Annotated in this window: 27 protein-coding genes; 18 read left to right on the forward strand and 9 right to left on the reverse strand. The window is 72.5% G+C overall.

The window, feature by feature from the left end; translation table 11 throughout:
• Positions 1-79: 79 nt before the first annotated feature.
• The 4 genes from AC1DP1_RS10980 to AC1DP1_RS10995 all read right to left on the reverse strand — a co-directional run bounded on the left by AC1DP1_RS10980 (position 80) and on the right by AC1DP1_RS10995 (position 3971).
• On the reverse strand, positions 80-1306 hold the full coding sequence (locus AC1DP1_RS10980; RefSeq protein WP_477506885.1) for an arginine deiminase: 1227 nt from the start codon (positions 1304-1306) through the stop codon (positions 80-82).
• A 62-nt stretch (positions 1307-1368) separates the two neighbouring features.
• Positions 1369-2514: a GNAT family N-acetyltransferase gene (locus AC1DP1_RS10985; protein ID WP_477506886.1), complete on the reverse strand. Its 1146-nt coding sequence runs from the start codon at positions 2512-2514 to the stop codon at positions 1369-1371.
• On the reverse strand, positions 2496-3101 hold the full coding sequence (locus AC1DP1_RS10990) for a TMEM165/GDT1 family protein (protein ID WP_477506887.1): 606 nt from the start codon (positions 3099-3101) through the stop codon (positions 2496-2498). Before AC1DP1_RS10990 ends, AC1DP1_RS10985 begins: the two co-directional genes overlap by 19 nt.
• Positions 3102-3134: 33 nt before the next feature.
• Positions 3135-3971 carry a prephenate dehydratase gene (locus AC1DP1_RS10995; protein WP_457186444.1) on the reverse strand — a complete coding sequence of 279 codons (837 nt, stop codon included), beginning with the start codon at positions 3969-3971 and terminating at the stop codon, positions 3135-3137.
• Between the two features lie 69 nt (positions 3972-4040).
• Between AC1DP1_RS10995 and AC1DP1_RS11000 the strand changes: the two genes are divergently transcribed.
• The 7 genes from AC1DP1_RS11000 (at position 4041) to AC1DP1_RS11030 (ending at position 12135) form a co-directional block, all read left to right on the forward strand.
• Entirely contained in the window at positions 4041-4433 is a 393-nt protein-coding gene (locus AC1DP1_RS11000) for a DUF4446 family protein (RefSeq protein ID WP_299930552.1), read from the forward strand.
• Positions 4434-4527: 94 nt separating this feature from the next.
• Positions 4528-4620: a potassium-transporting ATPase subunit F gene (locus AC1DP1_RS11005; RefSeq protein ID WP_477506888.1), complete on the forward strand. Its 93-nt coding sequence runs from the start codon at positions 4528-4530 to the stop codon at positions 4618-4620.
• Positions 4617-6275 (forward strand): potassium-transporting ATPase subunit KdpA, encoded by a 1659-nt coding sequence (gene kdpA / locus AC1DP1_RS11010; RefSeq protein WP_477506889.1) that lies wholly within the window; start codon positions 4617-4619, stop codon positions 6273-6275. Before AC1DP1_RS11005 ends, kdpA begins: the two co-directional genes overlap by 4 nt.
• The gene (kdpB, locus tag AC1DP1_RS11015; RefSeq protein WP_477506890.1) at positions 6272-8344 is read left to right on the forward strand and encodes a potassium-transporting ATPase subunit KdpB; all 2073 of its coding nucleotides are present in this window, start codon (positions 6272-6274) and stop codon (positions 8342-8344) included. Before kdpA ends, kdpB begins: the two co-directional genes overlap by 4 nt.
• A 14-nt stretch (positions 8345-8358) precedes the next feature.
• Positions 8359-8946, forward strand: coding sequence for a potassium-transporting ATPase subunit KdpC (kdpC, locus tag AC1DP1_RS11020; RefSeq protein ID WP_477506891.1), 588 nt, complete (start codon positions 8359-8361; stop codon positions 8944-8946).
• Positions 8947-8950: 4 nt separating this feature from the next.
• Positions 8951-11455, forward strand: coding sequence for a DUF4118 domain-containing protein (locus tag AC1DP1_RS11025; protein WP_477506892.1), 2505 nt, complete (start codon positions 8951-8953; stop codon positions 11453-11455).
• Complete coding sequence (locus AC1DP1_RS11030; protein ID WP_477506893.1) at positions 11455-12135, forward strand: response regulator; 681 nt, start codon at positions 11455-11457, stop codon at positions 12133-12135. Before AC1DP1_RS11025 ends, AC1DP1_RS11030 begins: the two co-directional genes overlap by 1 nt.
• A 4-nt stretch (positions 12136-12139) precedes the next feature.
• Here the strand turns inward: AC1DP1_RS11030 and AC1DP1_RS11035 are convergent, their stop codons facing one another.
• Complete coding sequence (locus tag AC1DP1_RS11035) at positions 12140-13714, reverse strand: bifunctional phosphatase PAP2/diacylglycerol kinase family protein (protein ID WP_477506894.1); 1575 nt, start codon at positions 13712-13714, stop codon at positions 12140-12142.
• A 59-nt stretch (positions 13715-13773) separates the two neighbouring features.
• Here AC1DP1_RS11035 and serS point away from each other — a divergent pair, with 59 nt between their 5' ends.
• From serS to AC1DP1_RS11065, 6 genes are read left to right on the forward strand one after another with little or no spacing between them, the layout of a single operon-like run.
• Positions 13774-15042: a serine--tRNA ligase gene (serS, locus tag AC1DP1_RS11040; RefSeq protein WP_477506895.1), complete on the forward strand. Its 1269-nt coding sequence runs from the start codon at positions 13774-13776 to the stop codon at positions 15040-15042.
• Positions 15035-15871, forward strand: a complete 837-nt coding sequence (locus AC1DP1_RS11045) for an HAD family hydrolase (protein WP_477506896.1) — start codon at positions 15035-15037, stop codon at positions 15869-15871. Before serS ends, AC1DP1_RS11045 begins: the two co-directional genes overlap by 8 nt.
• Before the next feature lie 2 nt (positions 15872-15873).
• A complete protein-coding gene (locus AC1DP1_RS11050; RefSeq protein WP_477506897.1) occupies positions 15874-16194 on the forward strand; it encodes a DUF1905 domain-containing protein in 321 nt (106 codons plus the stop codon).
• Positions 16191-16997, forward strand: coding sequence for an HAD family hydrolase (locus AC1DP1_RS11055; protein ID WP_477506898.1), 807 nt, complete (start codon positions 16191-16193; stop codon positions 16995-16997). The genes AC1DP1_RS11050 and AC1DP1_RS11055 overlap by 4 nt, the downstream gene beginning before the upstream one ends.
• Before the next feature lie 10 nt (positions 16998-17007).
• Complete coding sequence (locus AC1DP1_RS11060; protein WP_477506899.1) at positions 17008-17583, forward strand: hypothetical protein; 576 nt, start codon at positions 17008-17010, stop codon at positions 17581-17583.
• Between the two features lie 4 nt (positions 17584-17587).
• On the forward strand, positions 17588-18148 hold the full coding sequence (locus AC1DP1_RS11065; protein WP_477506900.1) for a hypothetical protein: 561 nt from the start codon (positions 17588-17590) through the stop codon (positions 18146-18148).
• A gap of 3 nt (positions 18149-18151) precedes the next feature.
• Here AC1DP1_RS11065 and AC1DP1_RS11070 read toward each other — a convergent pair whose 3' ends face one another.
• The 4 genes from AC1DP1_RS11070 to mobA all read right to left on the reverse strand — a co-directional run bounded on the left by AC1DP1_RS11070 (position 18152) and on the right by mobA (position 20911).
• A complete protein-coding gene (locus AC1DP1_RS11070) occupies positions 18152-18805 on the reverse strand; it encodes a bacterial proteasome activator family protein (protein WP_477506901.1) in 654 nt (217 codons plus the stop codon).
• A gap of 186 nt (positions 18806-18991) precedes the next feature.
• Positions 18992-19960: an NAD(P)H-quinone oxidoreductase gene (locus AC1DP1_RS11075; RefSeq protein WP_477506902.1), complete on the reverse strand. Its 969-nt coding sequence runs from the start codon at positions 19958-19960 to the stop codon at positions 18992-18994.
• 4 nt (positions 19961-19964) lie between these two features.
• Positions 19965-20288: a DUF6457 domain-containing protein gene (locus AC1DP1_RS11080; protein ID WP_191193917.1), complete on the reverse strand. Its 324-nt coding sequence runs from the start codon at positions 20286-20288 to the stop codon at positions 19965-19967.
• Positions 20289-20335: 47 nt separating this feature from the next.
• The gene (gene mobA / locus AC1DP1_RS11085; protein WP_477506903.1) at positions 20336-20911 is read right to left on the reverse strand and encodes a molybdenum cofactor guanylyltransferase; all 576 of its coding nucleotides are present in this window, start codon (positions 20909-20911) and stop codon (positions 20336-20338) included.
• A gap of 68 nt (positions 20912-20979) precedes the next feature.
• Between mobA and AC1DP1_RS11090 the strand changes: the two genes are divergently transcribed.
• From AC1DP1_RS11090 to AC1DP1_RS11110, 5 genes are all read left to right on the forward strand, one after another.
• Entirely contained in the window at positions 20980-21762 is a 783-nt protein-coding gene (locus tag AC1DP1_RS11090; protein WP_477506904.1) for a carbon-nitrogen hydrolase family protein, read from the forward strand.
• 11 nt (positions 21763-21773) lie between these two features.
• Positions 21774-23144, forward strand: a complete 1371-nt coding sequence (locus AC1DP1_RS11095; protein ID WP_477506905.1) for a hypothetical protein — start codon at positions 21774-21776, stop codon at positions 23142-23144.
• Positions 23145-23206: 62 nt separating this feature from the next.
• Complete coding sequence (locus tag AC1DP1_RS11100) at positions 23207-23434, forward strand: biotin/lipoyl-binding carrier protein (RefSeq protein WP_477506906.1); 228 nt, start codon at positions 23207-23209, stop codon at positions 23432-23434.
• Positions 23435-23471: 37 nt separating this feature from the next.
• Positions 23472-24116: a Pr6Pr family membrane protein gene (locus AC1DP1_RS11105; RefSeq protein WP_477506907.1), complete on the forward strand. Its 645-nt coding sequence runs from the start codon at positions 23472-23474 to the stop codon at positions 24114-24116.
• Between the two features lie 10 nt (positions 24117-24126).
• A complete protein-coding gene (locus AC1DP1_RS11110; protein ID WP_477506908.1) occupies positions 24127-25137 on the forward strand; it encodes an aldo/keto reductase family protein in 1011 nt (336 codons plus the stop codon).
• Positions 25138-25208: the final 71 nt, after the last annotated feature.

The following is a 25208-nucleotide window of genomic DNA, read 5'->3' on the forward strand; positions in this document are numbered from 1 at the left end:
CGATCCACGGGCGTGAACGTGATGCCTCCGCGGACGATCGGGTCAACGGGTGTGCACCGAGCGCACACCCCGGCCCGGGTCAGTCCTCGTGCAGCGGCTCGCGCGAGACCGGGCAGCTCATGCAGCGCGGGCCACCGCGACCCGACCCGAGCTCCGAGCCGGCGATCCGGACGACCTCGATGCCGGCGTCCTCGAGCCGGTCGTTGGTCTCGTCGTTGCGCTCGTAGGCGACCGCCACCCGCGGCGCCAGGGCCAGGGTGTTGTTGCCGTCGTCCCACTGCTCGCGCTCGGCGGTGACCGGGTCGAGGCCGGTGTCGATCTGGTGGAGGGTGTCGATCTGCATCGCCTTGGCCGCAGCGACGAGGAAGGGCTCGGAGTCGCTGACGCTCAGGGTGAGGTCTGACTCGCCCGAGCCCGGGTCGTCGAGCGTCACCGTCACGGCGCGGAGGTTGTCGGCGACGTTGGGGTACATCACGACCTTGTCGACGTCGACCATCGTGCAGACGGTGTCGAGGTGCATCGTCGCCCGCTCCTGGGCGATCGGCACCGCGAGCACCGTGTGGGCGAGGTCGGCGTGGAAGACCTGGCGGGCGAGCCGCTCGACGCCGGCGGGCGTCGTACGCTCCCCGACGCCGACGGCGATCACGCCCGGCGCCAGGAGCAGGACGTCGCCGCCCTCGACGTGCTCGTTGTGCCAGCCGTGGATCTTGCGGGTGCCGGCGAAGCGCGGGTGCTCGGTGTAGATCAGCTCGGTCAGCTGGGTCTCGCGCTTGCGCGCCGGCATCGCGAGGCTGGTGACGGCCACGCGGTCGCGCACCCACACGCTGGAGTCGCGGGTGAAGAGCAGGTTGGGCAGCGGGTCGATGAGGAAGTCGTGCGGGTCGAGCAGGCTGGTGACCAGGCCGTGCCCGCCCTTGACCTCGTCGTTGCGGATGCCCGCGGTCAGCACGTCGGTCAGCTCGGCCGGCGAGAGGTCGCGCAGCGCCTGCGCGAGGTAGCGCCGCATGGTGTCACCGAGGTGCAGCCCCGACAGCGCGCTCGTGATCGCGTGGTTGCGGGCCATCTCGCTCTCGAGCGTCTCGGTGAGCAGCTCGGTCAGGTAGAGCACCTCCACGCCACGGGTGCGCAGCGTCTCCGCGAACGCGTCGTGCTCCTCCTGCGCCCGGCTGACCCACGGGATGCCGTCGAAGAGCAGGCGGTCGTTGTTGCGGGGCGTGAGCCGCTTCAGCTCGTTGCCGGGGCGGTGGAGCATGACGGTGGCCAGGCGGCCGACCTCGCTGTCGGCTCCGTGCGGGGTGGTGACCATAGGCGGGACTCTAGCGCTCGCCCGAGGCTCCGACGTACGCGGAAGCAGCGGCCGCAGGCCGGTCAGGACTGCCCGCGCCACTCCTCGCGGAGGAGGGCGTACTCGTAGGAGTCGGTCCACCGGCCCTTGGACCAGAAGTCCCCGAGCCGATGGGTCTCGCGGCGCATGCCGAGGCGCTCGCAGAGGGCGGCGGAGCGGTCGTTGCGGGCGTCGAGGTTGGCGACGATGCGGCGCAGGCCGTAGTGCTCGAAGCCGAGGTGGAGCACGGCCCGCGCCGCCTCGGTGGCGTAGCCGCGACCGGCATGCTGGGGGAGGATCGTCCAGCCGATCTCGCCCTCGCTGAGGCCGGTGCCCTGGAGGATGAGGATCGAGTCGCCGACGACCTCGCCGTCGTGCTCGACGACCAGCCCGACGAAGTGCCCGTCGCCCGGCTGGGTGCGGCGGCGCACCATCTCGCGCACCTCGGACTCGTTCATCGTGCGGGTGAGCAGGAGGCTGGCGTAGCTCTCGTCGGCCCACGCGTCGATGAAGGCGTCGCCGTCGCGCGGCTCGAAGGGGCGCAGCACCAGCCGTTCCGTGCGCAGCGGCCAGACGGGCGGGACCGGCGTCAGGTACTCGGCACGGGGGGCGTCGACCCACCGTTCGCGCGACGTGGGGCCACCGAACCGCAGCCGGTCGTACGCCGTCATCGGCAGCAGGAGGGAGTCGAGGCCCGGCACGGCCAGCACGCCGTCGACGGCCTGGCCGAGCAGGCCGCGCCCGATCGGGTCGTGCGGGTCGTCGCGCAGGATCTCGATCGCCTCCGACGCCTCGGCGACGCGCTCGGTCTTCTGCCGGATCCGCACCGGCGAGACCTCCTCGAGGCAGACGTACTGCCCGGACAGGTACGCCGCCCACTCCTGCTCGCCGACGTCGGGCTCGCCCTCCCAGAACGCGACGAACCACCTCCGCAGCCGGTCGATCCCGCCGGCGACCTCCGCGAGCTCGCCGTGTGCGGCGGGCACCATCGGTGTGCCGTCGGAGAGGACGTACGACGGCAGCGGCAGGCGGCCGGCCAGCATCTGCTCCAGCGCTGCGGGCGTGGCCTCGACGAAGTGCTCGCGGACGTAGGCGTCGTCCTCGGCGGTCATCGGGTGGTCACCGTTGACGGCGACGAATCGGTCCCGGACAGCCGCGACCAGAGGGCCGCTCAGCGCGTCATCTCCCACACGGTCAAGGCTGCCATGAAGACGCACACGGCCGCACCCACGTAGTGCAGGACCGAGAGCCTGATCCGCTGGAGGAGCAGCCGGCCGACGATGACGGCCAGGCCGGAGAYGGCGAGCAGCGCGCCCCAGGCGCCGAGGAACACCGACACCGGGTCGTCGTACTTGGCGACCAGGGAGATGGTCAGCAGCTGCGACAGGTCGCCCCACTCGGCGGCGAAGAGGACCAGGAAGGAGGTCACCACGACCTTGAGGCCGTGGGCGGCGGAGTCGGACTTGGCGGCGAACTCGTCCTCCTGGGCGGCCTCGTCGGCGTCGGCGGTGCGCGCGGCGCGGAAGAGGATGATCGCGCCGATCACGAACATCACGGCGGCGACCGTGTGGATCAGCTGCTCGGGCAGGAACGACGCGGCCTTGCCGATGCCGACCGCCACGGCCGTCTGGACCATGAAGGCCAGCCCGACGCCGATCCAGACGAAGAGCGGCCGCATCTTCGTCGACATCACCAGGGTGGCGATGAAGGTCTTGTCGGGGAGCTCGACGACGAAGATGGCGCCGAAGGCGAGGGCCACCACGAGGGGATCGATCACCGGCTGAGTGTCGCAGTCAGCCGCCGCGAGCTCTCAGTCGGCCCGGAAGGCGTCGGCGGGGTAGACGCCGAGGACCTTCACCTCGGTGGTGAAGAACGCCAGCTCCTCCAGCGCGTTGCGCACGCCCGGGTCGTCGGGGTGGCCGTCGACCTCGGCGAGGAACTGGGTGGCGGTGAAGTGCCCGCCGACCATGTAGCTCTCCAGTTTGGTCATGTTGACGCCGTTGGTCGCGAAGCCGCCGAGCGCCTTGTAGAGCGCGGCGGGGAGGTTGCGCACGTTGAAGATGAACGTCGTCACGACCGGACCGTTGCCCGCAGGCGCCTGCTCGAAGTCGCGGGACAGCACCACGAAGCGGGTGGTGTTGTGGTCCTCGTCCTCGATCTCCTCGCGCAGCACCTGCAGGCCGTAGATCCCGGCGGCCAGCGGCGGGGCGATCGCCGCCTGGGTCGGGTCGCCGGACTCCGCGACCTCGCGGGCGGCCCCCGCGGTGTCGCCCGCCACGACGGGCGTCAGGCCGAGCTCGCGGATCACGCCGCGGCACTGGCCGAGGGCGTGGACGTGGCTGTGCACGGTGCGCAGCGAGTCGAGGCTCGCCTCCGGCAGCGCCATGAGGGAGAACTGGATGCGCAGGAACCGCTCGCCCACGATGTGCAGGTCGGAGGTCGGCAGGAAGTGGTGGATGTCGGCCACCCGCCCGGCGATCGAGTTGTCGATCGGGATCATCGCCAGGTCGGCCTCGCCGCCCTCGACGGCCGCGAAGGCGTCCTCGAACGACGCGCACGGCAGCGGCTCCCAGTCGGGGTAGGCCTGCTGGCACACCAGGTGGGAGTTGGCTCCGGGCTCTCCCTGGTAGGCGATGCGTCGAGTCACGTCGGCGAGTGTGTCACCTCCGGCCGTGTCCGCCGGGCCGTGACCAGTCGCCGAACATAGGGTCAGCCCATGCTCGATGTGGTCGCTGTCGTCCTTGCTGCCGTCGCCTGCGCGCTCGCCGCGCTCGCCCTCCGTCGTACGACGACACGCACGGGCGGCGAGGGGGTCGACGCGCTGCCCGAGGACGTGCACGGCCTGCGGCAGGAGGTCGCGGCCCTCAAGGCGGAGAGCGCCGACGCGCTGAGGCACCTCTCGGTCGTTCGCTACGACGCGTTCGGCGACGTCGGCGGGCACCTGAGCTGGAGCCTGGCGGTGCTCGACGACGCGGGTCACGGGGTCGTCCTGACGTCGATCCACGGCCGGAGCGAGGCCCGCACCTACGCCAAGTCCATCTCCTCCTGGTCGTGCGAGCAGCAGCTCTCGCCCGAGGAGGAGGAGGCGATCGAGCACGCCCGCCCCTGACGGGTCAGCGAGGGCGCGACAAGTGGGCGTCAAGGGCCGCTAAGACGGCGTCAAGACCGGCCCGGGGAGCCCGGCACGGGCTGAGGCTGGAGGCATGTCCTTCCCCAGCAGCCTGCTCGTGGTCGCGGTGGTCGTCATCGCGCTCTACGTCCTCGCGGCCCTGATCTTCCCGGAGCGCTTCGAGTGAGCGACACCGCCTCCGGCCTCCTGACCATCGCGGCCCTGGTCGCACTCCTCGCCGCGGCCTACGTCCCGGTGGGCGACTTCATGGCGCGCGTGTGGACCAGCACCCACCACCTCCGCGTCGAGCGCGCCGTCTACCGCCTCACCGGTGTCGACCCCGACGCCGAGCAGGGCGCCCGGTCCTACGCCACCAGCGTGGTCGGCTTCAGCCTCGTGGGGGTCGTGGTGCTGATGGCTGTCCAGCTCGGCCAGGCCGCGCTGCCGATGGATCGGGGGCTGCCGGGCGTGCCGTTCTGGATGTCGTTCAACACGGCCGTCTCCTTCGTCACCAACACCAACTGGCAGTCCTACGCGGGCGAGTCGACGCTCGGTTTCACCACCCAGATGGCCGGCCTCGCCGTGCAGAACTTCCTCTCCGCCGCGGTCGGGATGGCCGTCGCCGTGGCTCTGATCCGGGGGTTCGTCCGCTCGCGCAGCGCCACGCTGGGCAACTTCTGGGTGGACCTGACCCGGGGCACGATCCGGGTCCTGCTGCCGCTGTCGTTCGTCGCGGCGGTCCTGCTGGTCGCCGGTGGGGTGGTGCAGAGCTTCGCCGACTCCACGATGACCACCCTGGCGGGCCACTCGCAGGTCCTCACCGGCGGACCGGTGGCCAGCCAGGAGGCGATCAAGGAGCTCGGCAACAACGGCGGCGGCTTCTTCAACGCCAACTCCGCCCACCCCTTCGAGAACCCGACCGGGCTCACCAGCTTCTTCGAGGTCTTCCTCATCCTGCTGCTCCCGGTCGCGCTGACCCGCACCCTCGGCACGATGCTCGGCAACCGCCGGCAGGGCCTGGCGGTCCTCGGCGTGATGGGCGTGCTCTGGTCGGTGGCGCTGGCCGTCACGACCTGGGCCGAGGTCGGCGCCCACTCGGCCGCGGCGCAGGCGGCCGGCGCCGCGATGGAGGGCAAGGAGACCCGCTTCGGCGAGTGGGCCTCGGCCCTCTTCGCCGTGGCCACGACGGGTACGTCGACGGGTGCGGTCAACGCGTCCCACGACTCCCTCACCCCGGCCGGCGGCGGCACGGTGCTGGTCAACATGATGCTCGGCGAGATCGTGCCGGGCGGCGTCGGAGCCGGCATCTACGGGATCCTGGTGATGGCGATCCTGGCCGTGTTCGTCGCCGGCCTCATGGTCGGCCGCACGCCGGAGCTGCTCGGCAAGAAGATCAGCGCCCGGCAGATGACCTACGTCGCCCTCTACACGCTGACCACCCCGGCCCTCGTCCTCGTCGGCACCGGCGTCGCCATCGGCCGCGGCGAGACCGCCGACGCGATGGGCAACGCCGGGGGCCACGGCTTCAGCGAGGTGCTCTACGCCTACACCTCCGCGGCCAACAACAACGGCAGCGCCTTCGGCGGCCTCACGGTGACCTCGGACTTCTTCCAGGTCACGCTCGCCCTGGCGATGCTGCTCGGCCGCCTGCTGCCCATCGTGCTGGTCCTGCTGCTCGCCGGGTCGCTGGCCCGTCAGGGAACGGTGCCCGTCACCGCGGGCACGCTGCCCACCCACACACCCCTGTTCGTCGGGATGCTCGTCGGCGTCATCGTGGTGATGACCGGCCTCACCTACTTCCCGGCGCTCGCCCTCGGACCGATCGCAGAGGCACTCGCATGAACACCCCACGACGTTCTTCTCCTCCGCTGCGCTCCGACGAACAGCGCCGCGGGGACCCCGCAGGACACGCGCTCCTCACCCAGGCCGGGCAGCAGCTGCCCCAGGCCCTCCGCAAGCTCGACCCGCGTCACCTGTGGCGCTCGCCGGTGATGTTCCTGGTGCTCCTCGGCTCGGTCGCGACGACGGCGGCCGCGGTCGCCGATCCGAGCGTCTTCACCGCCTCGATCGCCGTCTGGCTGTGGCTGACCGTGCTCTTCGGCAACCTCGCCGAGGCCGTCGCCGAGGGCCGCGGCAAGGCCCAGGCCGCCTCGTTGCGGGCCACCCGCACCGACACCGTCGCCCGCCTCATGACCGGCGACGGCGAGACCCCGGTGCCGGCCACCCGGCTCCGCGTCGGCGACCTCGTGGTCGTCGAGGCCGGCGAGGTCGTCCCCGGCGACGGCGACGTGGTCGAGGGCATCGCCTCGGTCGACGAGTCGGCGATCACGGGCGAGTCCGCGCCGGTGATCCGCGAGGCCGGCGGCGACCGCAGCGCCGTCACCGGGGGCACGCGCGTGCTGTCCGACCGCATCGTCGTACGCATCACCGCCGCGGCGGGCGACACCTTCCTCGACAAGATGATCGGGCTCGTCGAGGGCACCTCACGGCGCAAGACCCCCAACGAGATCGCCCTGTCGATCCTGCTCGCCAGCCTCACCCTGGTCTTCCTCGCCGCCGTCGCGACCCTCGCCCCGATGGCGACCTACGCCGGCGCGCCGCAGGACCTCGTCGTCCTGGTCGCGCTGCTCGTCTGCCTGATCCCCACCACGATCGGCGCCCTGCTGTCGGCGATCGGCATCGCCGGCATGGACCGGTTGGTCCGCGTCAACGTGCTCGCCATGTCGGGCCGCGCGGTCGAGGCGGCCGGGGACGTCAGCACGCTGCTGCTCGACAAGACCGGCACCATCACGTACGGCAACCGGCAGGCCAGCCGGTTCGTCGCGGCGCCGGGCGTCGGGCAGGACCTGCTGCGAGACAACGCCCGTCTGTCCAGCCTCGCTGACCAGACGCCGGAGGGTCGCTCCATCGTGGCGCTGGCCCTCCAGCGGGGCGCTGACGACCACGACCTGCCCAGAGGGGCGACCTTCGTGGAGTTCACCGCCCAGACCCGGATGTCGGGCGTCGACCTCGCCGACGGCACCCGGGTCCGCAAGGGCGCGGGCTCGGCGATCGGCGCCTGGCTGGGCATCGAGCAGCCGCCGGAGGTGCGCGACACCGTCGACGCGATCGCCCGCGACGGAGGTACGCCGCTCGTCATCGGCCGCAAGGACTACGCGGGCTGCGGCAGCGTGCTCGGCGTCGTCCACCTCAAGGACGTCGTCAAGGAGGGCATGGCCGAGCGGTTCGCCGAGCTGCGGTCGATGGGCATCCGCACGGTGATGATCACCGGCGACAACGCCCTCACCGCCGAGGCCATCGCCGCGGAGGCGGGGGTCGACGACTTCCTCGCCGAGGCCACGCCCGAGGACAAGATGGCCTACATCCGGCGGGAGCAGGAGGGCGGCCGGCTCGTCGCGATGACCGGCGACGGCACCAACGACGCGCCGGCACTGGCCGCCGCCGACGTCGGCGTCGCGATGAACAGCGGCACGGCCGCCGCCAAGGAGGCCGGCAACATGGTCGACCTCGACTCCGACCCGACGAAGCTCATCGACGTCGTCGAGATCGGCAAGCAGCTGCTCATCACCCGCGGCGCCCTGACGACCTTCTCCATCGCCAACGACGTCGCGAAGTACTTCGCGATCATCCCGGCGATGTTCGTCGCGGCCTACCCTTCGCTGGACCGGCTCAACGTGATGGGGCTGTCCTCGCCGCAGTCCGCGATCCTCTCGGCGGTCGTCTTCAACGCCCTGGTGATCGTGGCCCTCATCCCGCTGGCCCTGCGCGGCGTGCGGTTCCGCGCGGCGTCGGCGACGTCGGTGCTGCGCCGCAACATCCTCGTCTTCGGCCTCGGCGGCCTCGTCGTGCCGTTCGTCGGCATCAAGCTCATCGACCTGCTCGTCTCGACCGTCCCGGGCCTGAGCTCCTAGAAAGGGGATGCGCCATGACCCACCTGCTCACCGACCTCTACCGCCAGTCCCTCGCCGGGCTCCGGCTCCTGCTCGTGATGACCGTCCTGCTGGGCGTCGGCTACCCGGCCGCCGTCTGGGCTGCCGGCCAGGCCTTCGGCGACCGCGCCGACGGCCAGCCCGTGCGGCTCGACGGCCGCGTCGTCGGCTCCCGGCTGATCGGCCAGGACTTCCGCGGCGACCAGTGGTTCCACTCCCGGCCCTCGCCCCACGGGTACGACACCCTGGCCTCGGCCCCCAGCAACCTCGGGCCCAGCAGCCCCGAGCTCCTCGCCGCCATCGCCGACCGGCGGGCCGAGGTCGCGGCGCGCGAGGGCGTCGACCCCGCCGACGTACCCCCCGACGCGCTCACCGCGTCCGGCTCCGGCCTCGACCCGCACATCTCACCCGCCTACGCCGAGCTGCAGGTGGCCCGCGTCGCGGCGGCCAACGGGCTGTCGGCGAGGGCGGTCGAGCGGCTGGTCGCGGAGCACACCGACGGCCGCAGCCTCGGCTTCCTCGGCGAGCCGGGTGTCGACGTGCTCGAGCTCAACCTCGCGGTCGCGACCGCTGGTGGAGACTGACGCCATGCCCCTGCCCACGGATCGCGGACGGCTGCGCGTCTACCTGGGCGCGGCGCCCGGCGTCGGCAAGACGTTCGCCATGCTCGACGAGGGGCACCGGCGTCTGGAGCGCGGCACCGACCTCGTCGTGGGGTACGTCGAGACGCACGGCCGCGCGAAGACCGAGCGGGCCGTCGACGGGCTCGAGGTGGTGCCGCGACGGCTCCTCGCACACGGCGGAGCGAGCCACGAGGAGATGGACCTCGAGGCGGTCCTGGCGCGCAGGCCCGAGGTGGTGCTGGTCGACGAGCTCGCGCACACCAACGTGCCCGGCAGCACGCACGCGAAGCGGTGGCAGGACGTCGAGGCGCTGCGCGACGCGGGCATCGAGGTCGTCACCACGGTCAACATCCAGCACCTCGAGTCGCTCAACGACGTGACCGAGGCGATCACCGGGGTCCGGCAGCGGGAGACCGTGCCCGACCACGTCGTCCGTTCCGCCGACCAGATCGAGCTGGTCGACATGAGCCCGCAGGCCCTCCGTCGACGGATGGCGCACGGCAACGTCTACGCCGCCGACAAGATCGACGCGGCCCTCTCGCGCTACTTCCGCGAGGGCAACCTCACCGCGCTGCGCGAGGTCGCCCTGCTCTGGCTGGCCGACCGGGTCGACGAGGGGCTCGAGCGCTACCGGGCGCAGCATGACATCGAGGCGACCTGGGCGACGCGCGAGCGGGTCGTCGTACCCGTCAGCGGTGGCCCCGAGTCGGCGACCCTGATGCGACGGGCCGCGCGGATCGCGAGCCGGCGGTCCGGGGGCGAGTGGCAGGCGTTGTACGTCACCCGGCAGGACGGGCTGCGCAGCACGTCACCCGACGGCCTCGCCGCCATGGCGACCAAGGCCGAGGAGCTCGGCGGCACCTTCCACACCGTGGTCGGCGACGACCCGGCCGACGCGATCCTCGCCTTCGCGCGTGCCGAGAACGCCAGCCAGGTCGTCATCGGTGCCAGCCGCCGCGGCCGTGTCTCGACAGTGCTCCGGCCGGGGGTGGGGGAGCGGGTCGTCGCCGGATCGGGTGACATCGACGTCCACATCGTCTCGCACGAGCACGCGCGCCGGCGGTCGGCGAGCCGCCGGCCCGTCACCCACGACCTCGGCCGGCGGCGCCGGCTCGCGGGCTTCGTCGTCGGGCTCGCGGTGCCGGCGGTGGTGAGCCTGCTGCTCTACGCGACGCAGGACCTGCACGGCCTGCCCATCGAGGCGATGTCCCTGATGATGGTCGTCGTCGCGACCGCGCTCGTGGGTGGGCTCGCGCCGGCGGTCGTGTCGGCGCTGGCGAGCGCGCTGCTGCTCAACTACCTCTTCACGCCGCCGCTCTACACGCTCACCGTCGCCGAGCCGGAGAACGTCGTCACCATCGCGATCTTCGTGGCGGTGGGCATCGCCGTCGCGTCGGTCGTCGACAACGCGGCCCGCCGCACGGCCGAGGCGCGGGCCGCGCGCGCCGAGGCCGACGCGCTGACGGTGCTCGCGCACAGCCTGCTCACCTCCGGCGACGACCTCGACGGCCTGCTGTCCTCGGCCTGCCGGCTCTTCCGGGCCGACGGCGCGGCCGTGCTCCGGCGCGAGGCGGCGGAGGAGGTCGTGGTGGCGAGCTGCGGCACCCCGCCCGCGTCGGTCGAGGAGGCCGACATGTCCGCGGCGATCGACGAGCACAGCACGCTGGTCCTCGGCGGCGCGACCCTGCCGGCCACGCAGCGCGGCCTGCTCAACGCGTACGCCGCCTATGCCAAGGTGATGGAGGAGCGCCGCGTCGCGACCGTGGCCGAGCTCGAGCGCCTGCGGTTGACCGAGCTCGACCGCACCCGGACCGCGCTGCTGGCCGCGGTCTCCCACGACCTGCGCAACCCGCTCGCGGCGATGAAGGTGTCCGTCGACAGCCTGCGCAGCACGGACGTGACCTGGTCGCCCGAGGACGAGGACGAGCTGCTCGCCACCATCGAGGAGTCGACCGACCGGCTCACCGCGCTGGTCACCAACCTGCTCGACATGAGCCGGATCAGCACCGGTTCGGTGCGCGTGGTCCTGCGCGACGTCGGCCTGGCCGACGCCGTCCGCACGAGCATCACGCCGCTGCCCGGCGGCGAGCGGATCGAGGTCGACGTCGACCCCGAGCTGCTGGTGCTCGCGGACGCAGGGCTGCTCGACCGGGTGCTGGCCAACATCTGCGAGAACGCCCTCAAGTACACGCCCGTCGACGCCCGCGTGCGCATCGACGCGGCTGCGGACGGCGACGGGGTCGTCGTACGCATCGCCGACTCCGGGCCCGGCGTGGCAGACCAGGACCGGGACCGGCTGTTCGCGCCGTTCCAGCGGTTCGGCGACGTGCCGCAGCAGGACGGCGTCGGGCTCGGGCTGGCCGTGGCGCACGGGCTGACCGAGGCGATGAGTGGGACGATCGCCACCGAGGAGACCCCCGGCGGTGGGCTCACGTTCGTGCTGGAGCTGCAGAGGGGCAAGGGGGCCTGATGACGTTCGTCCTGGTCGTCGACGACGACCCCGCGATGCGGCGCACGCTCTCGATCAACCTCCGCGCCCGCGACTACGAGGTCGAGACGGCGGGCGACGGCCGGTCGGCCTTGCAGGTCGTCGACGAGCGGATGCCCGACCTGGTCCTGCTCGACCTGGGGCTGCCCGACCTCGACGGGGTCGCGGTGCTCACGCAGCTGCGGTCCTTCACGCAGGTCCCGGTGATCGTGGTCTCGGCCCGCACCGAGTCCGACGACAAGGTCGAGGCGCTCGACCTCGGCGCGGACGACTTCATCACCAAACCGTTCTCGATCGAGGAGCTGCTGGCGAGGATCCGGGCCACCTCGCGCCGGGCGGGCCGCGAGGAGCCCGACCTGGTCGTCGAGGCCGGCGGGCTTCGCCTCGACCTCACCGACTCCCGTGCCACCCGCGACGGCGAGGAGGTCCACCTGACGCCGACCGAGTGGCGGATCGTCGACGTGCTCGTCCGCCGGCGCGGCCGGCTGGTCCGCCAGGCCGAGCTGCTGACCGCCGTGTGGGGACCGGCGTACGACACCCAGACCAACTACCTCCGGGTCCACATGGCCAGCATCCGGCGCAAGCTCGAGGCCGACCCGGGTCGCCCGGTGCTCTTCCTCACCGAGCCGGGGATGGGCTACCGGTTCACAGCCGGGGGCTGACCGCTCAGCGCGGGACGCGGACCAGCAGCCGCCCGTGGATGCACTCCATCCGCAGCTCTCGGCCCTCGCCGATGGAGTCGCCGTCGAGCTGGCGGGGGGTGTCGGTGGCGGCCTTGATCCGGACCCGTGACCCGGTGCGGCGGTCGATGAGCTCGTCGACGGTCTGGCTCTTGGCCAGCACGCGAACGGCGAGCGGGATCCACGACAGGAACTTGCGGGGGTGCAGGATCACCACGTCGAGGACGCCGTCGTCGATGGTGGCGTCGGGCAGCAGCGGCATGCCGGCCTGCAGGAAGCCGACGTTGCCGACCAGGACCGTGCGCGCCCGGTGGACCGTGGGATCGTCGTCGTCGATCTGGATCTCGACCCTGACCGCGGGGAACATCAGCGACTTCAGCCCCGAGATGACGTAGGCGACCCAGCCGATCTTCTTCTTGATGTCCTCGTTGACGCCCTCCATGATCGCGGCGTCGAAGCCCATGCCGGCCATCACCATGAAGTGGGTGTCCTCGATGCCGTCGCCACCGACCTCGACCATGTCGATGGCCCGGTCCTGGCCGTTGAGGGCGATGTCGATCGCCGAGCGGATGTAGAGCGGGATGCCGAGGTTGCGGGCGAGCAGGTTGCCCGTGCCTGCCGGGATGATGCCCACCGGGATGCCGGTGCCGGCGAGCTCGGCGCACACCTCGCGCACGGTGCCGTCACCACCGCAGACGATGACCAGGTCGGCCCCGGACACGGCGGCGCGCTCGGCCATGCCCGTGCCGGGGTCCTCGACGGTCGTGTACTGCCACGTCGGCTCGGACCAGCCTGACTCCATGGCCATCGAGGCGACGAGCGAGCGGAACTGGCCGACGTCCTCGACCTTGATCGGGTTGAGGATGACGGCGAGCCGCTTCTCCGAGGCGTACACCTCCGGGAGCGGCTCCGACTTCGCCGCGATCGATCGTGGGCGGGGGTCGATGAAGGCGAGGGCGAGGAAGAACACCGCCAGGCCCAGCAGCGAGCCGGCGATCACGTCGGTGGGGAAGTGCCGGCCCAGGAGCACCCGGTCAAGGCAGACCAGCAGCCACCACCCGACGACGACCGCGATGCCGAGGCGGCGCAGGCTCGTGCGACGTACGAACAGGACGAGCAGCATGACGAGGAGCGCGGCGAAGGCCGCCGTCGACGAGGCGTGGCCGGACGGGAAGCTGAAGTTGCGGTGCAGGCCGAGCGTGTCCTGCCAGTCCGGCCGGTCGCGACCCAGCCAGACCTTGAGCCCCGTGGTCGCGATCGAGGTCACCGACATCACGACGACGACCAGCAGGGCCGCCCAGCGGTGCCGGCGGAGCAGCAGCACGCCCGCCAGGACGATGGTGAGGACGGTCATCCCGATCGTCCCGAAGGCGGCCTCCACGAACCGCAGGACGTCGATCAGCACGGCGTGGTCGTCGGCCCAGTCCTCCAGCTGCCGGCCCTCGGTGTCGAAGGCGTCGAGGGGAGCCCGGTCGCGGGTCACGAAGAAGGCGAGCACCGCGAAGAGGGCGGCCGAGATGGCTGCCCCGCCGAGGGCGCGGTTGCGGGAGGCGGGAGTCACCTGCGCAGTATGCCCACACCGGAACTGGCCCCCCACGCCCGGACGGATAGCCTTGCGTCGTGATAGATCCGCGCCTGCTCCGTGACGACCCCGACCGCGTCCGCGCCGCCCAGGCGAAGCGTGGTCTGTCCGACGACGTGGTGGACACGGCGCTGGCCGCGGACTCCGCCCGCCGGCAGGCGATCGCCGACTTCGAGACCAAGCGGTCCGAGCAGAAGGCCAGCGGCGCGCTCGTCGCCAAGGCGCAGGGCGAGGAGAAGCAGGCCCTGCTCGCGCAGGTCAAGGAGCTGGCCGCGAGCGTGAAGGAGGCCGAGGCCGCCCGCAACGCCGCCGAGGCCGAGTGGGACGAGGCGATCAAGGCCATCCCCAACATCGCCGCCGACGAGGCACCCGCCGGTGGCGAGGACGACTTCGTCACCCTCGAGCACGTCGGTACGCCGCGCGAGTTCGACTTCGAGCCCCGCGACCACATCGAGCTCGGCAGGATGCTCGGGGCCATCGACCTCGAGCGCGGCGCCAAGGTCAGCGGCTCGCGCTTCTACTTCCTCACCGGCGTCGGCGCGCAGCTCGAGTTCGCGCTCGTCAACCTGGCGATGGACCAGGCCCGCAACGCCGGCTTCACCCAGGTGATCGCCCCGTCGCTGGTCAAGCCGCGCGCCATGGAGGGCACCGGCTTCCTCGGCCAGGCCGCCGACGACGTCTACCGGATCGAGGGCGAGGACCTCTACCTCGTCGGCACGAGCGAGGTCGCGATGGCGGCCTACCACTCCGACGAGATCCTCGACGCCGGCACGCTGCCGCGCCGCTACGCCGCCTTCAGCCCGTGCTTCCGCAAGGAGGCCGGCAGCCACGGCAAGGACACCAAGGGCATCATCCGGGTGCACTGGTTCGACAAGGTCGAGATGTTCGTCCACACGACCGTCGAGGAGTCGTACGCCGAGCACCAGCGGCTGCTGGCCTGGGAGAAGGAGTTCCTCGACAAGCTCGAGCTCGCCTACCGCGTGATCGACACCGCCGCGGGAGACCTCGGCCTCAGCGCCCAGCGCAAGTTCGACTGCGAGGCGTGGATCCCGACGCAGGGGAAGTACCGCGAGCTCACCTCGACCTCCAACTGCACCGACTTCCAGGCCCGCCGCCTCGACATCCGCACGCGCGACGGGAAGGGCCAGACCGTGCCGGTCGCGACCCTCAACGGCACTCTCACGGCGATCCCGCGGGCCATCGTCGCGATCCTCGAGACCCACCAGAACGAGGACGGCTCGGTCACCGTGCCGCAGGCGCTCCGCCCCTACATGGGCGGACTGGAAGTGCTGAAGCGCGTTGGCTGACTGGACTCCCCGGGTCGTCGCGCTGGACATCGACGGCACGCTGCTCAAGTGGGTCGACGGGCAGACCGAGGACTACGAGACCATCACCGAGCCGGTGCACGACGCCGTGCACCGTGCGCTCGACGCCGGCGCCCACGTCGTGCTGGCGAGCGGTCGCTCGCCCCACGGGATGACGACCATCGCCGACCTCCTCCACCTCCCGCGTGAGAACGCCGACCGGCTCTGGGTGGTCGCGTCCAACGGAGCCGTGGTCTTCCGCTACCCGCCGATGGAGGTCGTCCACGAGGAGACCTTCGACGCCGCTCCCGCGGTCGCCGCGGTGCTGGAGCACCACCCGCGCGCGCTGGTCGCGGTCGAGGAGCGCGAGGTCGGCGGCTACCGCGTCAACCGCGTCTTCCCCGACGGCGAGCTCTCCGGTGAGCAGCTGATCACCCACGTCGACGACATCGTCGGCGAGCCCGTGAGCCGCGTGATCGTCCGCGACCCCGAGGCCACCGCCGACGACTTCATCGAGCTCGCGGCCAACCTCGGCCTGCACGGCACCGACTACGTCGTCGGCTGGACCGCCTGGCTGGACCTCTCCCCGGTGGGCGTCTCGAAGGCGTCGGGCCTCCAGCACGTCTGCGACAAGCTCGGTCTCACCGCCGCCGACGTGCTCGCGATCGGCGACGGCCGCAACGACATCGAGATGCTGCGCTGGGCCGGGCGCGGCGTGGCGATGGGGCAGGCCGTCGAGGAGGTCATCGCCGCCGCCGACGACGTGACCGCCACCGTCAACGACGAGGGCGCCGCCGTCGAGATCTCGCGCTGGTTCCCGCAGGACTCCTGACCGTGGACGAGGGCGTCACCTTCACCGCCGAGCTGTGGCGGTGGACGGCGCGCAAGGAGTCCACCGACGCGGGCGCGTGGTGCTTCGTGACCCTGCCGGTGGACCTCGCCGACGAGGTCCGCGAGCGCGCCGGCGAACCGCGGGGCTTCGGCTCGGTGCGGGTGCGTGCCCGTGTCGGATCCACCACCTGGGACACCAGCGTCTTCCCCGACGCCGGCTCCGGCAGCTTCGTGCTCCCGGTCAAGAACGCGGTGCGCACGGCCGCGGGAGTGACCGAGGGTGACCTGCTGACCGTCACCGTGTCTGTCCGGGATTCCTCGTGAGCGCGCCACGGCTGGTGGCCACCGACCTCGACGGCACGCTGCTCGACTCGGAGGGGCGGGTCTCGGCGCGCACCCGCGCGGTGCTCGACGAGCTCGACGCCGCCGGCGTACCCGTCGTCTTCACCACCGGTCGCCCCATCCGCTGGATGGAGGAGCTGTGGGAGGCGGTCGGCGGGCACGGCCTCGCGATCTGCAGCAACGGCGGGATCGTGTACGACGTCGCGCGCCGGGAGGTGCGCACCGCCCGGACCATCCCGGCCGACGTGCTCCTCGCGGTCGCGGCGCGGCTGCGCGCGGGCCTGCCGGGCACCGTCTTCGCGCTCGAGAAGACCACCGGCTTCGCCAAGGAGCCCGACTTCATGCCCCGCCTGGCGGTCAACCTCGCCCGCGACGTCCCGACGGCCCCCCTCGAGGAGCTCGTCGACGACGACGTCGTCAAGCTGCTCGCCCGCCACGAGGACCACGAGCCCGAGCCCTACTGGGAGCTCGTGGCCGGACTCCTCGGCGAGCAGGTCGTCACCACCTGGTCGTCGGTCGGCACGCTCGTGGAGATCAGCGCGGCAGGCGTCACGAAGGCGTCGACATTGGCCACCGTCGCGGCCGGGATGGGCCTGGGCCCCGACGACGTCGTGGCCTTCGGCGACATGCCCAACGACCTGCCGATGCTCGAGTGGGCGGGCACCTCCTACGCCATGGCCAACGCCCACCCGACCGTGCGCGAGCTCGCCGACCACCTCGCGCCCCACCACGACGAGGACGGGGTGGCCACGGTGCTCACCGAGCTCTTCGACCTCTCTCGCTAGGCTTCCCGCCATGATTCGCGCCGTCCAGCTCGCCGCCGCACTGCTCCTCGGGTGCCTCGGCCTCGTGACGACGGTCCAGGCCCCGGCCGCCGCGGCCGACTGCACCTGCAAGCAGAGCGGTCAGCTCGAGCAGCAGGTGAAGCGCGCCGACGCCGTCTTCATCGGCACGGTCGACAACGTGGAGGTCGCCGACAACGACCACACCTACGACGTGACCGCGTCGCGGGCCTACCAGGGCTCACCCGAGCGCTCCACGCAGGTCTTCTCGGCCGGTGGCAAGAACGCCTGCGGCCTCGGCGAGCTGGCCGTCGGCACCTCCTACCTCTTCCTCGCCACCGGCACCGAGGCGCCCTTCGAGGCCGACACGTGCGGTGGCACCAGCGTGGCCAACCCGACCAAGGTCGCCAAGATCGAGGCCCTCCTCGGCGAGGGCACGTCAGTCGAGCCGCCCCCGCCCCCGACCGCCCAGCGCACGCTGGTCGAGGAGTCGCCGCCCGCCGGCTTCGCCCGCGCGGCGGCCCCCGGTGCGGCCGTCGCGATCATCAGCCTCCTGGGCCTCGTCGTCGTACGACGCCTCGCGCGCTGACGTCGTGCTCGCCCGCCTGCTCGCCGTCCCGGCGGTGCTGGCGGTGCTGGCCAGTGGCCTGGTGCTCGGGCCGGGGGCCCCGGCCGCGGCCTGCAGCTGCGTGACGAACGACCCCGTCGAGCTCGCCGACCACGCCGACGTCGCCTTCGTGGGCGTGCTGACCAGCCAGCGCTCGGACGCCGAGGTCGTCGCCCACCTCTTCACGGTCGTGGACGTCCTCGCCGGCGACGTACGCCGCGGCCAGGACGTCGTCACGCCCAACGCCGGCCAGGCGTCCTGCGGCGTCGAGTGGGCGACCGGGACGACGATGGTGGTGCTGGGGCGGTTCGACGAGCGCGGCAGGGTCGCCTCCGACCTGTGCAGCGGCTCGTTGCCTGCCGACGCTGCGGCGTACGACGCCACGGTGGAGGCGCTGGGCGAGCCCCGGGACCCGCTGCCCGGACGGTCGATGGTCGCCCTCGACCCGGCGGACGCTCAGGACGTGCTGTGGGCGGCCGCGCTGGTCGGTGTCGTCGGCGCGCTCGGGATGGTCGTCGTACGACGCCTCACGCGCCGGATGAGCTGAGGGTCAGAGGTACATGCCGCCGCGCGTGCCGGCGGGGTCGTCCTCGCCRCCCCCGGGGCTCGGCATGTTGGGCATGCCGGTCGGCGGCTGCGGGGCGTGGCCGCTGTGGCCGGCCGGGAGCGCCCGACGCATCTGCTCGAGCTGGGCGCGCGAGGCCATCTGCTGGGCGTAGATCGCGGTCTGGATGCCGTGGAAGAGGCCCTCGAGCCAGCCCACGAGCTGGGCCTGCGCGATCCGCAGCTCGCCCTCGGACGGCGTGCCCTCCTCGGTGAACGGCAGCGACAGCCGCTCGAGCTCCTCGACCAGCTCGGGAGCGAGACCGGTCTCCAGCTCCTTGATCGAGGCGGCGTGGATGTCCTTGAGGCGGTTGCGGCTGGCCTCGTCGAGGGGCGCGGCCTTCACCTCCTCCAGGAGCTGGCGGATCATGCTGCCGATCCGCATCACCTTGGCCGGCTGCTCGACCAGCTCGGTGATGTGGCGCTCACCGTCGCCGTCCTCGTCGTCACCGTCGCCCGCGGCCTGCGTCATCGCCGGCAGCGCGCTCGCCGGGATGGTGCCGATGGGCTGGCCGTCGGGACCGACGACCACGACCTGGTCCTCGACCTCCCCCTGGCTGCTGGGGCCGCCGGTGGGCTCGGGCTGCTGCTGGTCGGTCATGGCCCCAACCCTATGACGCTCCCGGTGGTGGTCCTGTGGCGAGCGGTGGCTGAGCCACCATCGCCGCCTGCCGAATGTGGGTGGCGCACCGCCCGCGGGCGTGCCGGCGGGGACGCGCCGTATGGGCGGTGGCTGAGCCACGGTCCGGGCGAGCGGAATGTGGGTGGCGCACCGCTCGCCGGAAGCTCAGAGGGTGAGGACGATCTTCCCCGCGCGCCCGCCGTCCTCCATCAGCTGGTGGGCGCGGGCGACGTCCTCGAGGGGGAGGGTGGTCTCGACGATGGGGCGGACCTGGCCGGAGGCGACGAGGGGCCAGACGTTCTCGACGACCCCGCAGCAGATTTGGGCCTTCTCGACGAGGGGCCGCGCCCGGAGCGAGGTCGCCGTCACCGACGACCGCTTGCGCAGGAGCGCGTTGATGTCGAGCTCGCCCTTGGAGCCGCCCTGCATCCCGATGATGACGAGGCGCCCGGCGGTGGCCAGGGCGGAGACGTTGCGGCCGAGGTAGGTCGCGCCCATGTTGTCGAGGATCACGTCGGCACCGCCGGCCTCCTTGAGGACCTCGACGAAGTCCTCGTCGCGGTAGCTGATCGCCCGCGCCGCACCCAGCGACCGGCACAGCTCGAGGGTCTCCGGGGAGCCGGCGGTCGTGTAGACCTCTGCGCCGCGGGCGGCCGCGAGCTGGATCGCCATGGTGCCGATGCCGCCACCGCCGCCGTGCACGAGGAACCGCTCACCCGTGTCGAGGTGGGCGGTCATGAAGACGTTGGACCAGACCGTTGCCGCGACCTCGGGCAGGCAGGCCGCCTCGAGGAGGGAGACGCCGGACGGGACCGGCATGACCTGCCCGACCGGCACGGCCACGCGGGCGGCGTAGCCCCCGCCAGCCAGCAGGGCGCAGACCTCGTCGCCGACCTTCCAGCCCTCGACGCCCTCGCCGAGCTCGGCGATCCGGCCGCTGCACTCCAGCCCGAGGATCTCGGAGGCGCCGGGCGGGGGCGGGTAGAAGCCCTGCCGCTGCAGGGTGTCGGCCCGGTTGACGGCCGTGGCGACGACGTCGAGCAGCACCTCCCCGGCGGCCGGGCGCGGGTCGTCGACCTCGCCGACGGACAGGACGTCGGGTCCACCGGACCCGGTGGTGACGGCAGCGCGCACGTGATCAGTCCTCGTAGAGGTCGCTGGAGTGGTCGACCGACGAGTCGTCGGGCACCTCATCGTCCACGTCGTCGGGATCCTTCGCGTCGGCGGGCCGGTCCCAGCTCTCGGCCAGCTGCTGGGCGCGTGCGGCGAGCCGCTCGACCTGCTCGGGGTTCGCGTCCCCCGCGCCGACGGCGACACCAAGGAGGTAGGTGGTGATGGGCGCCGCGGTCTTCTGCACGTTCTGTGCGGCCACGCGGGCGAGGTCGAGGAGCAGGCCCTCGTCGACCTCGGTCTCGACGTCGAGCACGTCGGCGAGCTCGTCGATCCAGTCGTGGAGGTTCACGTAGCCAATGTCTCGCACCCCACCCGGGTGCGGCAAGGGAGCCGACGTCAGGGGCGGAGGTCCCGCAGGTCGGCCCACGAGTCGACGTCGACGGCCTCCTCGCCGCTCGCCGGCACCTCGGCGAGGTCGAGGGGTGCGAGCAGGCGGTGCAGCGCCATCCCGTGCTGCCCCTCCAGGTCAGGACGTACGCCGTCGAGCCGGGCCGCGTCGAGCACCCCGGCCAGTTGCCGCCGGCCGTCGCCGTCGACCAGGAACGCCCCGTCCCGGCCCACTGCCGCCTCGCGCAGGCGCCGCATCGTCGACGCGGTCACCCGCGGCATGTCCACCGCCAGCACGCCGAGGAGGCGCGGCGCGCGCAGGAGCGCGTCGACGCCGGTGAGCAGCCCGGCCACCGGCCCGCCGCGGGGCGGGTCCTCGACCACGAAGGTCACCGGCCGCGCGGTCCGCACGGCCGGTCCGACGACCACGACCTCGTCGGCGTCGAGGAACGCGTCGACGGCGTACTCCAGCAGCGTCCGGCCGGCCAGCTCGACGGACGCCTTGTCGATCCCGTCCATCCGCGCGGCCGTGCCGCCGGCGAGGACCACGCCGCAGAAGCCACCGGCGGTGAGGTCGAGGTCCATGCCGGCATCCTCGCAGCCGCACTCGTGCCGGACCGCGGCCGCCGCGTGGCCGCTCTAGGCTGGGTGGCATGGACTCCACCCCACGGCGGACCGACCGGCTGCGTGTGCGCGTCCACCAGTGGGCGAGCGGCCTCGACACCGACGACAACCGCGCCCGCCTCGCCGAGGTGGCGCCGGGGGCCGACCTGGTGGTCCTGCCGGAGGCCTTCGCCCGCGACTTCGGCCAGGCCGGGTCCGACGTCAGCCCCTTCGCCGAGCCGGTCGACGGCCCGTTCGCCCGCGAGGTGGCCCGCGTGGCCGACGCGACCTCGTCCACCGTGGTGGCGGGGATGTTCGAGGTCGCCGACGACCCCGCCCGGCCGTACAACACCCTCGTCGCCGGCGGTCCCAGCTCGGCGACGTACCGCAAGATCCACCTCTACGACTCCTTCGGCTACCGCGAGTCCGACCGCCTGACCGGCGGCCCGGTCGAGCCGGTGGTCGTCGACGTGGCGGGCTGGCAGGTAGGGCTGATGACCTGCTACGACCTGCGGTTCCCCGAGCTCGCGCGGCGTCTGGTCGACGCCGGGGCCGAGGTCCTCGTGGTGCCGGCGGCGTGGCTGCCCGGTGACCGCAAGGTCGCGCACTGGCGCACCCTGCTCGCCGCCCGGGCCATCGAGAACACCTGCTTCGTCGTAGGCGCCGGGCAGCCCGAGCCGCGCTACGTCGGGCACTCCGCGGTGATCGGCCCGCTGGGTGACGTCCTCGCCGAGGCCGACGGCGCCGAGCAGGTCATCGACGCCGTCCTGGACCGTGCCGACCTCGACGAGGCCCGCCGCACCAATCCGTCGCTGGCCAACCGTCGGCTGTAACCTCCTCCGTCGTGCCTTCCTCCTCCGACAGCCCCCGCGGGTCCTCCCGCGGCAAGCGGGCTGCCGAGCGCCCGCCCTCGCGGCTGAGGCTGAAGCGGAAGGCGCAGGGGCCCGACGCGGCGCCACCCCCGGAGCAGGACGAGACCGCTGCCCCGACCTCGGCCGCTTCGGTCGCTCCCGCTCCGCCCGCCACGACGCGTACGCCGGTCACGGAGCCGACTCCAGAGCGGGCTCCCGAACCAGCTCCCGAACCAGCTCCCGAGCCGACCGTCGCCCCCTCGGCATCCGAGGCGGCCCCCCGTCCCACCGAGCAGCCCGAGCAGCCCGAGCAGGTCGCGCGCGCCGCGCCTGCCGAGCCGGACGAGACCGCCCCCGACGGGCCGCGCCGGTCGCTGCTCGCCTTCTGGTTCGGTGTCCTGCTCCTCGGCGCGGCAGCCCTGGGCTGGTCGGCACTGAGCGGCACGTTGAGCGACATCCCGGCCGTGGGCGACACCGGCACCGCGCCGGCGTGGCTCGACGGCGTCGGCGCGGCCGCCGTGGTCACCGCGCTCTCTTGGTTCCTGGCGACCCGGACCGCGGGTCGGGCGCTCGTCTCCGCCGGCCTCGCGCTGGTGCTGGCCGTGGCCAGCCTCCTCGTCGGCGGGCGGGTGCTCCCGACGGGCGCGGCCGTGATGACCTGCGTGGTCGGCAGCGTCTACGCCGTCATGGTGACCGTGCCGGCGGTCACCGGCTGGAAGGCGATGCGAGAGGCGCTGATCGCCGTGCTGGTCGCCGCGGTCACCGCTTTCGCTGCGGTGGGTTTCGAGCCCACGGTCGCGACCGAGCGCTTCGAGATCGTCACGCTCCTGCTCGCGCTCGGCCTCGTGCTCGCGATCGTCTACCGCCTCGGCGCCGGCCTGCACGGCCTCGGACGTCGCGGGATGATCGTCGTCGCCATCGGCCTCGGCGTCCTCTTCGCGACGCTGGCGTACGCCGAGCTGCTCCGGCGCTACGGCGCCCAGAGCTTCGTGTCGTCGGTCCTCGACTTCGCCGACTGGACCTCCGCCCGCATCGGCGCGTTCCCGCGGCCGCTCGTGGTCCTGCTCGGCATCCCGGCGCTGGTGTGGGGCACCCACGTGCGCGCCCGCCGGCGCCAGGGGTGGTGGTTCTGCGCCTTCGGCGTCGCCGCCACCGTGCCGCTCGCGACGGGCCTCGTCTCGCCGGACACCTCCTACCTCGAGGCCGGGCTGCGGGCGGCGTACTCCCTCGTCCTGGGCCTGCTCATCGGCTGGCTGGTGATCCGGGCCGACCTGGCCCTGACCGGGCCGAAGGGTCGTGGCGGTCGCCGTGCCGAGGAGGCCGGACCGCACCGGCCCGAGCCGCGTCGCTTCGCCGAGCTCTGAGGCGGCTGCGGGTCGGCGTCGCGATCAGCGGCTACGCCCGGGTAACCGATAGCGTCGGGGCCATGGCCCGCCCCACCTCCCTCGAGATCGTCTCCGAGCTGGTCGCCAACGTGCTCTCCATCGAGGTCGCCGAGGGTGACCGCGTCGAGGCCGGCGACACCGTCGTGCTGCTCGAGTCGATGAAGATGGAGATCCCGATGCTCGCCGAGCGGGGTGGCACCGTCACCGCGATCAAGGTGACGGCGGGTGACGTCGTGCAGGACGGCGACGTCCTGGTCGTCCTCGACTGAGCATCTGCAAGGTGGGCGGGAGCCCTACGCTCCAGCCATGACTCGCGAGCGCGCCCGGGCGGTGCACCTGGTTGTGGCCGTCGTCGCGTGGTTCGCGCTGGTCCTGCAGCTCATCCTGGTGCTCCAGGGCGGACGGGTCCTCGACGAGGTCGATCCTCCCGGGCTGGTGGCGCGGATCTACCGCTACTTCGCGTACTTCACGATCCAGAGCAACATCCTCGTCGCCGCCACCTCGACCATGCTGGCGCGCGACCCGGCCCGTGACGGCCCGGGCTTCAGGGTGGCCCGCCTGGCCGCGCTCGTCGGCATCACAGTCACCGGCCTCGTCCACTTCGTCCTGCTCCGACCGCTGCTGGACCTGCAGGGCGCGGACTGGATCTGCGACAAGCTGCTGCACATGGTCGTGCCTGTGGCGGCCGTCGCTGCCTGGGCCCTGGTCGGTCCCCGCCCGCGCGCCGGCCTCCGCGTGGCGGCGTACGCCCTCGCCTGGCCGGTGGCGTGGCTGGGCTGGACGCTCGTGGTCGGCCAGGTGGACGGCTGGGTGCCCTACCCGTTCCTCGACGCCGGCGAGGAGGGCTGGGGAGCGGTCGGGATCGCCTGTGCCGGGATCACCATTCTCTTCCTCCTGCTCGTCGCGCTCTACGCGTGGCTCGACCGGAGGCTGCGCCCGGCGCCTCGCTAGTGTCGGAGGAATGGAATTCCGATACCTCGGCAACAGCGGACTGAAGATCTCCGAGATCACCTACGGCAACTGGCTCACCCACGGCTCCCAGGTCGAGAACGACGTCGCCACGCAGTGCGTGCGCGCCGCGCTCGACGAGGGCATCTCGACCTTCGACACCGCGGACGTCTACGCCAACACCGCGGCGGAGACCGTGCTCGGCGAGGCGCTGAAGGGCGAGCGCCGTGAGTCGCTGGAGATCTTCACGAAGGTCTACTGGCCGACCGGACCGAAGGGCAAGAACGACACCGGCCTGTCGCGCAAGCACATCATGGAGTCGATCAACGGCTCGCTGCAGCGGTTGCAGACCGACTACGTCGACCTCTACCAGGCGCACCGCTACGACGTGGAGACCCCGCTCGAGGAGACGATGCAGGCCTTCGCCGACATCGTCAGGCAGGGCAAGGCGCTCTACATCGGCGTCAGCGAGTGGACCGCCGACCAGATCCGCGACGGCGTCGCGCTGTCGAAGGAGCTCGGCTTCCAGCTGATCTCCAGCCAGCCGCAGTACTCCATGCTCTGGCGCGTCATCGAGGACGAGGTGGTGCCGACGTCGAAGGAGCTCGGCGTCTCGCAGATCGTGTGGAGCCCGATCGCGCAGGGTGTGCTGTCCGGCAAGTACAAGCCCGGCCAGGCCCCGCCGGAGGGCTCGCGCGCCACCGACACCAAGGGCGGCGCCGACATGATCTCGCGCTTCATGCGCGACGAGGTGCTCACCGCCGTGCAGGACCTCGAGCCGGTCGCCAAGGACTGCAACCTCACGATGGCCCAGCTCGCGATCGCCTGGGTGCTGCAGAACGACAACGTCGCCGCCGCCCTCGTCGGCGCCTCCCGCCCCGAGCAGGTCGCCGACAACGTCAAGGCCGCCGGCGTGAAGCTCGACGCGGACGTGATGTCCCGCATCGACGACGCCCTCGGCTCCGTCGTCGTACGCGACCCGGGGAAGACCGCCGAAGGCACGCCGAAGACCCGCGCCGTCTGAGGCGACCGCCGCACGCGCGGCGGATGGTGCCCTTGATCCGTCGATTCGAGGGCCACATCCGCCGCACGTGC

This window comes from Nocardioides sp. P4_G10 (assembly GCF_056401175.1).

Bases quoted from the DNA above. Each gene is read 5' to 3' on its own strand.
- AC1DP1_RS10980 (WP_477506885.1), bottom strand. From the start codon at position 1,306: ATGGTCACCACCCCGCACGGAGCCGACAGCGAGGTCGGCCGCCTGGCC.
- AC1DP1_RS11000 (WP_299930552.1), top strand. From the start codon at position 4,041: ATGCTCGATGTGGTCGCTGTCGTCCTTGCTGCCGTCGCCTGCGCGCTC.
- AC1DP1_RS11005 (WP_477506888.1), top strand. From the start codon at position 4,528: ATGTCCTTCCCCAGCAGCCTGCTCGTGGTCGCGGTGGTCGTCATCGCG.
- kdpB (WP_477506890.1), top strand. From the start codon at position 6,272: ATGAACACCCCACGACGTTCTTCTCCTCCGCTGCGCTCCGACGAACAG.
- kdpC (WP_477506891.1), top strand. From the start codon at position 8,359: ATGACCCACCTGCTCACCGACCTCTACCGCCAGTCCCTCGCCGGGCTC.
- AC1DP1_RS11025 (WP_477506892.1), top strand. From the start codon at position 8,951: ATGCCCCTGCCCACGGATCGCGGACGGCTGCGCGTCTACCTGGGCGCG.
- AC1DP1_RS11030 (WP_477506893.1), top strand. From the start codon at position 11,455: ATGACGTTCGTCCTGGTCGTCGACGACGACCCCGCGATGCGGCGCACG.
- AC1DP1_RS11060 (WP_477506899.1), top strand. From the start codon at position 17,008: ATGATTCGCGCCGTCCAGCTCGCCGCCGCACTGCTCCTCGGGTGCCTC.
- mobA (WP_477506903.1), bottom strand. From the start codon at position 20,911: ATGGACCTCGACCTCACCGCCGGTGGCTTCTGCGGCGTGGTCCTCGCC.
- AC1DP1_RS11090 (WP_477506904.1), top strand. From the start codon at position 20,980: ATGGACTCCACCCCACGGCGGACCGACCGGCTGCGTGTGCGCGTCCAC.
- AC1DP1_RS11100 (WP_477506906.1), top strand. From the start codon at position 23,207: ATGGCCCGCCCCACCTCCCTCGAGATCGTCTCCGAGCTGGTCGCCAAC.
- AC1DP1_RS11105 (WP_477506907.1), top strand. From the start codon at position 23,472: ATGACTCGCGAGCGCGCCCGGGCGGTGCACCTGGTTGTGGCCGTCGTC.
- AC1DP1_RS11110 (WP_477506908.1), top strand. From the start codon at position 24,127: ATGGAATTCCGATACCTCGGCAACAGCGGACTGAAGATCTCCGAGATC.